Below are 7,455 nucleotides of genomic sequence, written 5' to 3'. Positions count from 1 at the left end.
CTGCCCGAAACCTCATCCCCGGCCAGAGCCAGGGGCGAGGCAACCGCATACTTTCTCCCACCACGGCGCGACAGCGACGCTGGACCGCTAGTCCCAACCGAGTTCGTGAAGCCGCTGGTCGTCGATTCCGAAGTGGTGGGCAATCTCGTGGATCACCGTGACCGCCACCTCATCCACCACGTCCTCGTGCGAGGAGCAGATGTCCAGGATCGGCTGGCGGTAGATGGTGATGCGGTCGGGCAGGGAACCCGCATCCCACCATGAGTCGCGCTCGGTCAGCGGAACGCCCTCGTACAGTCCCAGGAGTACGGTGTCCGGGTCCTCGCCGGGCTGCGGAACGTAGTCGTCGTCGATGAACACCGCCACGTTGTCCATGGCCCGCGCCACCTCGGCCGGAAGCTGCTCCAGGGCGTCGCTGACGGCGGCTTCGAAGTCGGCCTCGGACATGTCGAAACCCGAAGGTTCGCCGTCTCCCTCCGGCACGATCGGGAGGCCGGGTGGCAGGTTTGCGGGCATACCAAAACTTTAGCGGGATCTGCGCCGGGTCAGGCCCACGCCGAGAAGGCAGATGGCACCGCCCACGAGCCCCCAGACGGTGGGGATTTCGCTGAGCACCAGCCATGAGATCAGCACCGTGGTGCCAGGCACGAGGTACGTGGTGGCGGCGAGTTTGCCGGCATCAATCAATGACAGGGCGTAGGCCCAGGTGGTGAAGGCGATGGCAGTGGGAAAGATGCCCAGGTAGACCAGGCCAAGGGTGGCCGGCAGCGGGGCGGCCTGCAGTTCCTGCCCCAGCTGACCGGCGAAGGGAAGGCAGCAGGCCAGGCCCACCATGATTCCGAACCACGTGGCCTGCCCCGCCGGAAACTTGCGCAGGACGGGCTTCTGGATGATGACGCTCACGGCGGCGAGTGCAGCAGCGAGGAGGCAAAGCAGCACGCCTGCCACGTCCGCCGTCGAACGCGTCCCCGAACCCAAGGCGATGACCGCGACGCCGCCGAATGCCACCAGGCTGCCGATGATCAGCCAGCGCGGGAAACCCTCCTTGAGGATGATGCCTGCCATCACGGCCACCAGGATGGGGTTCACGTTGATGAGCAGCGCGCTGGTTCCGGCGTCGAGCGAATGCTCCGCGGCGTTGAGCGCCACGTTGTACCCGGCGAACCACATGACGCCGTAGGCGAGAATTGGCCACCACTCGCGTCCCCGTGGCAGCACCCGCAGCTTGGGAAGCACCACCGCGCCCAGCACGACGGCGGCGATCGCCAGCCGCCCCAGCGTCAGGGCTCCGGGGGAGAAGCTTGGGCCCACGGCGCGGATGCCCACGAAGGCTGAGGCCCAGAGGACCACGGTCACCACGACGGCGGCGACCCCCAGCGGGCTCACGCTCCCCCGGGGCTGGTGCGTGTTCAGTTCGGAGTGGGGCTGCAGGGGGCTCGTGCCGGCGGAAGATGCCATGGTGCCAATCTAGTTCCGCTGCCCGTCCCATGGCTGGCGGAAATCGGTCATGTCTAGCCAGGAAACTGCCATTCTGGCGGGCCTCCATTTGCCTGCCGTTTGGGTGGCCGTAGCCCCGATTTTGGATATTCCCTGCCTAGGCTCTATAGTTTTAGACGTCCGGTTCGGAGGAACACGAAAGGACAAGAACGAAAGGCTTCGGCCCTTTATTTTTGCCCTTGTTCAGCCAGATCGAGTCCAAGCCCCCATCGTCTAGCGGCCTAGGACACCGCCCTTTCACGGCGGCGGCACGGGTTCGAATCCCGTTGGGGGTACGCAAGGAAGTGGTCAAAGCAGGCAAAAAAGTCTGGTAGGCTGGAGTCCTTGAAAAAACGCGGTAGAGATACCCCGGAAAGCAAGAAATAGCAAGGCCCTGTAGCGCAGTTGGTTAGCGCGCCGCCCTGTCACGGCGGAGGTCGCGGGTTCAAGTCCCGTCAGGGTCGCTTTGATTGCCGGAAGAAATTCCGGCCGTCATGGTGACACGTCACCTAGGCTCTGTAGCTCAGTTGGTAGAGCGTTCGACTGAAAATCGAAAGGTCACCGGATCGACGCCGGTCGGAGCCACCAGCTAAACCCCGCTGTTCCACTTGGAACAGCGGGGTTTTTTCGTATCCTCCTTTTCTTCCCCGTTCCGCCTTTCTCTGCCCCCGACGAACCGTCCTGGCGCACTTTGGGGGTAGCGCCGTCGTAAATTCCGACGGCCGCCGGCGTGTTCCGTGTCATAGTGCCCTGTTTTGGGCCAAGGAGAGCACCGCCGGAAGCGTGTGACCAAGGCCATTGATGACGCGTTGATGAAGGCCCATTTGATTCCAAACCTGAACTGAGGCACGCGCGCGCAAACGAGATGTAAGCGCTTGCATCAGATGAGCACCTCCCGGGGGCTTCTGCCCAAAACCGTGTTGAACTCGGCTGACAACGTTGTCTAGCGTTGAGTGTGGGCCGCGAAATGTATGACATTTCCACTCGCCCAATGCGGGGTCCTACCCAAACCCCGCCTTTCCCTCGACACAACGGCGTCCTCGATGACGCCTGCCGTGTCAGCGGGGTCTCCGGAGTGCGGGGGAAAGGGCAGCTGCCCGTCTTCCACGAAATAACTCCGCGAGAAGAGCACAACATGCACAAGCACCCCAACACCCCCCGGATGCTGCGGTGGCGACCCGCCGCCGCAGCTCTGGCGGCCACGGTCGCCGCCACGGCGTTCCTCGCCGTTCCCTCGGCGCAGGCTAACGAGCCGTCTGATCCGCCGTCGAGCAGCCAGCTGCCGGCGCCGACTCCGGGCTTCCCCCTGCCGACGCCCCACACGCAGAAGGCCTACGACCCGGCGTCGGACTTCACGTCCAAATGGACCCGTGCGGACGCCAAGCAGATCATGGCGCAGAGCGACCCGACCGTAATGCAGGGCCAGAACTCCATGAGCCCCGACGTCACCATGCCGGAGATCCCTGAGGACTTCCCGACCATGAACGAGGATGTCTGGGTCTGGGACACCTGGTCCCTCACGGACGAACATGCAAACCAGATCAGCTACAAGGGCTGGGATGTCATCTTCTCCCTCGTCGCGGACCGTCATGCCGGATACAACTTCGACCAGCGCCACTGGAACGCCCGCATCGGCTTCTTCTACCGCAAGACCAACGCTGACCCGGCCAAGGACAAGTGGAACTACGGCGGACACCTGTTCGTGGACGGTGCCTCAGTGGGCAACACCGAATGGTCCGGTTCCACGCGCCTGATGCAGGGGAACCAGGTGAACGTGTTCTACACGGCCACCACCTTCCATGATGTGGCGGAGCGCAACGCCGGCGGCGGCGGGATTGCCCCCGATGCCGCGATTGCAAAGGCGCTGGGTAACATCCACGCCGACAAGAATGGCGTGACCTTCGACGGCTTCAAGCACACCAAGCTGCTCGAACCGGACGGCAAGATGTACCAGACAAAGGAGCAGAACCCGGGCTTCGCGTTCCGCGACCCGTACACGTTCGCTGATCCGGCGCATCCGGGCAAGACCTTCATGGTTTTCGAGGGCAACACTGCCGGCAACCGCGGCTCGCACCGCTGCACGAAGGAAGACCTGGGCTACCGGCCGGGCGACCCGAACGCGGAGTCCCTGAACGAGGTCAATTCCTCCGGTGCCTACTACCAGACCGGCAACGTGGGCCTGGCTGTCGCCGAGAACAAGGACCTGACCAAGTGGAAGTTCCTGCCGCCCATCCTGTCCGCGAACTGCGTGAACGACCAGACTGAGCGCCCGCAGATCTTCATCCAGAACGAGGATGGCAAGAACAAGTACTACCTGTACACGATCAGCCACCAGTTCACCTATGCCGACGGCATGCGCGGCCCGGACGGCGTCTACGGTTTCGTCGGCGACGGCGTCCGCTCCGACTACCTTCCGGTGAACAACTCGGGCCTGGCGCTCGGGTCCCCGACCGACCTGAACCTGCCGGCCAACAACCCGAGCGGAACCATCTCCCAGCAGCAGAACGGCCGCCAGTTCCAGGCCTACTCGCACTACGTGCAGCCGGGCGGCCTGGTCCAGTCCTTCATCGACAACGTGAACGGCGTCCGCGGCGGCTCCCTGTCGCCCACCGTGAAGATCAACTTCCGGGACGGCGTCACCAAGGTTGACCGGACCTTCGGCAAGAACGGCCTCGGCCCGTTCGGTTACCTGCCCACCAACGTCCACGTTGGCGGCAACGGCCTCTACAAGTAGACCGTGCTGAAGCAATAACAGGCTGAAGCAATGACGGAAGGCGCCCGGACCCCGGTCCGGGCGCCTTCTGCTGCGTCTGCATTCCATATATACGGGGCCAAAACCTGAACCGACTGCAAAGTGCACCCGGCCTGTCAACTTGGAAAGAGGCCAGCCGGCCGGGCTAGACTCGCACGCCGGGGGACGGGGCAGGCGTTCTTCGGCTGCCCAGCCAGGCCGCCGAAGGCGGCGAAACCACTCCAGGAATGGAAACTGTGAAACATCTTGCCCGCCCGCTGTACGCCACCGCCCTTCTTGCCGTAGCGGCACTTACCGCCTGCTCCGCGCCTGCCTCCGGCAGTGCGCCGTCGGCATCTTCACCGACGACGACGGCGGCCGGCAGCGCCGCCCCCACGGCGTCGGACAGCGCGGCGTCCGGTCCGTATGGCGGCTACGCCTCGGCGGCCGAAGCGTGCGACGCCATCTCCACCCAGGCCACGGGCGCGTCCCTGCTGCCGCTTTCCGCTGCACAGGGCAAGACGGCAGAACTGGAGCAGAAGAAGGCGGAACTGGCCGAGACCGCGGAACGGGTGCCGGAAGCGCTGAAGGCGGACTTCACGCAGCTGAAGGATGTGGCGCTGGCGGGCCTCACCGACCAGAGCGTGTATTCCAACGGCCAGTTCGAAGCCGCCATGGCCCCCGTGACCAGCTGGCTGTCCGCGAACTGCCACTAGCTGGCGGGCCGCAGGGTCCCGGGCAACGGGCCCGGCCGCGGCCCCCGGGTGCGGGCTGCGGCGAGGCCCCTGACGTTGTCCGGCCTAAGGGATAGGGTTGTGTTCAACAGAAGGGGAGTGCTGATGGAATACCAGAATCCACAAACCGCCGCCGTTCGCGCGGACCCTGCCCTGACGCCGGCCGCAGCCGGCGGGCGGACCGTCATCTCCGAGACCGCCGTGGCCAAAGTTGCCGGGATCGCGGCCCGGGCCGTGCCCGGTGTGTACTCCCTGGGCACCGGCTCCTCACGGGCGCTCGGTGCCATTCGGGACGCGGTCGGCAGCTCCGATCATGCCGCCGGCGTGCACGCCGAGGTCGGCGAGACCCAGGTGGCAGTAGACATAACCCTCGTGGCCGTCTACGGCACCCCACTGCATGCCCTGGCCAACCAGGTACGGGCCAGCGTTTATTCGGCGGTCGAGAAACTGGTGGGCCTGCAGGTCATCGAGGTGAACGTCGAGATCAACGACGTCTACATCGCACCGCCGGTGAAGCCGACCGGTGCGCCCGCCGCGATCTCTGAGCGGGAGGCGGTCCTGTGAGCCCCACGGTGGTTGGAATCGCAGTCGGCGCCTTTGTGGCGTTCATGTCACTACAGTTCGGCCTCTGGGGCTTCCTGATTTCCTTGCTGTTCATGGGTATCGGTGCGCTCCTGGGCCGCGCCGCAGAAGGGAAACTGGACCTGCGCAGCGTCATTGATGCCATCAGCGGCCGGCGCTCGTCCTCATGAACGGTGCAGCCCGCATGAACGGTGCAGCCGACATGAGCCAGGCAGCCGAATTACCCACGCCCAGCCGCCAGTACAGCGGCCACAACAGGATCAGCACGCAGGCGCTCACCAGCCTGGCCAAAGCTGCCGCGGCCGAGGCCCTCGGCATCCACGCCCATGACGTGCGGGCTGACTGGGCGGACGACGCCGGACTGCTGGCCCTGTCGCTCGTCGCCCCCATCAGGGTCCCCAGCCTTTCCGCCGTCCTCCGCGACCCGGGACGCATCCAGGTCCTGGGCGGCTCCATCTGGGAGAGGACCGTGCACGCCAGGACGGACATCCTCACCAAGGTCACCGAGCTCAGCGGTGCAAGGTTGAGCAGGGTGGACATCCGCATCAGCGGGGCGCACGTCACGGAAGGGGGCAGGGTGCAGTGAGTTCAGTCGTCGAACAGCACCACGAGGCCGGCGGGGAGCCGGTACAGGGCGGCTCCGCCGCAGCGCACGCCGCCTCCATTGACATGAGGCGCGTCCTGCACCGGGAGACGCATTCCTCACGTGCCGTCGCGGCGGTCATCGCCGGAGCCCTGGTGATCGCGCTCTGCCTTTACGCGCTCCTGGAATTCGCCGTGCGCGCCATCGGCCAGCCGCCCTGGCTCATCGATCCGCAGACGGCTGCGGAACGGATCACGGCGCTCCCGGCGGGCGTGCCGCCGCTGCTGCTCGGTGCCGCCGGTGCCGTCATTGCGGCAGCAGGCCTGTTCTTTTTCCTGAGTGCGGTCCTGCCCGGGCGGAGGGCCAGGCACCTGCTGGATAACCGGCGGATTGCCGTGGTTGTTGATGATGAAGTCATCGCCGCGGCACTCGCCCGGAGCGCCCGCATCGCGGCCAACGTCACGCAGGAACAGGTCATGGTGGTGGTCTCCCAGCGACAGGTGGTGGTGAATGTCCGTCCCACCTCCGGCAGTCCGGTCAGCGAAAATGCCATCCTGCAGGCAGTGGAGGACGAACTGAAGGCGATGGGACCCACGCCCATGCCGCAGGTGACCGTCAACCTGTCCACCTCCGGGGTGGTGGGCGCATGACCGGCACACCCAGGCTTCTCAACCGGATCCTCCTCGGCATCCTGGGCTTCAAACTCCTGGTGATCGGCGTGCTGCTGATGCTTCTGGCTGCCGTCCCCGCTGTCGCCGCGTGGTGGCACTCCTGGTCCAGAGGGGTTTCGGAGACCGTGACAGGGGTCTTCGAAGGCACGCAGTTCCCCGGCCGGCAGGGTAGCTGGCTGTGGATCGTGCTGGCCCTGGCCGTGGTGCTGCTGATCGGCCTCATGGTTGCCTGGATCGCCCAGCAGGGCAAGGGCCGCACCGACCTCCTGCTGGCAGCGGAGGATCCCGGCGGGGTTCCCGGCGACATCCGGATCGGCGGGGGAGTGGCCGAGCAGGCACTGAAGAACGCGCTGGCCGACCGTCCCGACCTCGCCGGAGCCACGGTGGCAATCTACGACGTCAAGGGCCAGCCGGCGCTGAAGCTCCGGCTGCACCCGCGGCCCGGTGTTTCTCCGCAGGCTGTCGCCGCCGAAGCGGCCGACCTCGTTGACGCACTGAGTGCCGTCGTGGGCCAGCGGACGCCGGTCCTGGTGCACATCGCGGCAGGCGCGCGGACCCGCTTCAGCCGTGCTGAGCGGGTCCGCTAGCTGTATTGACCTGAGAGGTTGGTGACGCGGCTGACCGGTGTCTGACCTTTGAGGGCGGTGTGGGCTCGGTGGTGATTGTAGGCATGGAGCC

General features: G+C 65.9%; 9 protein-coding genes and 3 tRNA genes. 10 read left to right on the top strand and 2 right to left on the bottom strand.

Annotated features, from left to right (window positions below; genetic code table 11):
• Positions 1-87: 87 nt before the first annotated feature.
• The gene (locus ACFTR6_RS21905; protein ID WP_377959461.1) at positions 88-516 is read right to left on the bottom strand and encodes a metallopeptidase family protein; all 429 of its coding nucleotides are present in this window, start codon (positions 514-516) and stop codon (positions 88-90) included.
• Between the two features lie 9 nt (positions 517-525).
• Positions 526-1,458 (bottom strand): DMT family transporter, encoded by a 933-nt coding sequence (locus tag ACFTR6_RS21900; RefSeq protein ID WP_377959460.1) that lies wholly within the window; start codon positions 1,456-1,458, stop codon positions 526-528.
• A gap of 241 nt (positions 1,459-1,699) precedes the next feature.
• On the opposite strand from ACFTR6_RS21900, the gene ACFTR6_RS21895 reads away from it, so the two are divergent.
• The 10 genes from ACFTR6_RS21895 (at position 1,700) to ACFTR6_RS21850 (ending at position 7,364) form a co-directional block, all read left to right on the top strand.
• Positions 1,700-1,772, top strand: a tRNA-Glu gene (locus ACFTR6_RS21895).
• A 94-nt stretch (positions 1,773-1,866) separates the two neighbouring features.
• Positions 1,867-1,940 (top strand) — tRNA-Asp (locus tag ACFTR6_RS21890).
• A 48-nt stretch (positions 1,941-1,988) separates the two neighbouring features.
• Positions 1,989-2,064 (top strand) — tRNA-Phe (locus tag ACFTR6_RS21885).
• 547 nt (positions 2,065-2,611) lie between these two features.
• Positions 2,612-4,210 (top strand): glycoside hydrolase family 68 protein, encoded by a 1,599-nt coding sequence (locus tag ACFTR6_RS21880; protein ID WP_377959459.1) that lies wholly within the window; start codon positions 2,612-2,614, stop codon positions 4,208-4,210.
• Positions 4,211-4,455: 245 nt separating this feature from the next.
• Complete coding sequence (locus ACFTR6_RS21875) at positions 4,456-4,923, top strand: hypothetical protein (protein ID WP_377959458.1); 468 nt, start codon at positions 4,456-4,458, stop codon at positions 4,921-4,923.
• A gap of 123 nt (positions 4,924-5,046) precedes the next feature.
• Positions 5,047-5,505, top strand: coding sequence for an Asp23/Gls24 family envelope stress response protein (locus ACFTR6_RS21870; protein WP_377959457.1), 459 nt, complete (start codon positions 5,047-5,049; stop codon positions 5,503-5,505).
• Positions 5,502-5,693, top strand: a complete 192-nt coding sequence (locus ACFTR6_RS21865; protein WP_003799126.1) for a DUF2273 domain-containing protein — start codon at positions 5,502-5,504, stop codon at positions 5,691-5,693. Before ACFTR6_RS21870 ends, ACFTR6_RS21865 begins: the two co-directional genes overlap by 4 nt.
• Before the next feature lie 14 nt (positions 5,694-5,707).
• Positions 5,708-6,109 (top strand): hypothetical protein, encoded by a 402-nt coding sequence (locus ACFTR6_RS21860; RefSeq protein ID WP_377959456.1) that lies wholly within the window; start codon positions 5,708-5,710, stop codon positions 6,107-6,109.
• On the top strand, positions 6,106-6,756 hold the full coding sequence (locus tag ACFTR6_RS21855) for a DUF6286 domain-containing protein (protein WP_377959455.1): 651 nt from the start codon (positions 6,106-6,108) through the stop codon (positions 6,754-6,756). The genes ACFTR6_RS21860 and ACFTR6_RS21855 overlap by 4 nt, the downstream gene beginning before the upstream one ends.
• The gene (locus ACFTR6_RS21850; protein WP_076799022.1) at positions 6,753-7,364 is read left to right on the top strand and encodes a hypothetical protein; all 612 of its coding nucleotides are present in this window, start codon (positions 6,753-6,755) and stop codon (positions 7,362-7,364) included. Before ACFTR6_RS21855 ends, ACFTR6_RS21850 begins: the two co-directional genes overlap by 4 nt.
• Positions 7,365-7,455: the final 91 nt, after the last annotated feature.

It is taken from the genome of Arthrobacter sp. NPDC057009, from assembly GCF_042673905.1.
Classification (GTDB): Bacteria; Actinomycetota; Actinomycetes; order Actinomycetales; family Micrococcaceae; genus Arthrobacter.
This window is presented reverse-complemented; position numbering and strand designations above follow the sequence as displayed.

Excerpts from the sequence above, each read along its gene's own strand:
- ACFTR6_RS21905 (WP_377959461.1), bottom strand. The coding sequence starts at position 516 with ATGCCCGCAAACCTGCCACCCGGCCTCCCGATCGTGCCGGAGGGAGAC.
- ACFTR6_RS21900 (WP_377959460.1), bottom strand. The coding sequence starts at position 1,458 with ATGGCATCTTCCGCCGGCACGAGCCCCCTGCAGCCCCACTCCGAACTG.
- ACFTR6_RS21880 (WP_377959459.1), top strand. The coding sequence starts at position 2,612 with ATGCACAAGCACCCCAACACCCCCCGGATGCTGCGGTGGCGACCCGCC.
- ACFTR6_RS21875 (WP_377959458.1), top strand. The coding sequence starts at position 4,456 with ATGGAAACTGTGAAACATCTTGCCCGCCCGCTGTACGCCACCGCCCTT.
- ACFTR6_RS21870 (WP_377959457.1), top strand. The coding sequence starts at position 5,047 with ATGGAATACCAGAATCCACAAACCGCCGCCGTTCGCGCGGACCCTGCC.
- ACFTR6_RS21860 (WP_377959456.1), top strand. The coding sequence starts at position 5,708 with ATGAACGGTGCAGCCGACATGAGCCAGGCAGCCGAATTACCCACGCCC.
- ACFTR6_RS21850 (WP_076799022.1), top strand. The coding sequence starts at position 6,753 with ATGACCGGCACACCCAGGCTTCTCAACCGGATCCTCCTCGGCATCCTG.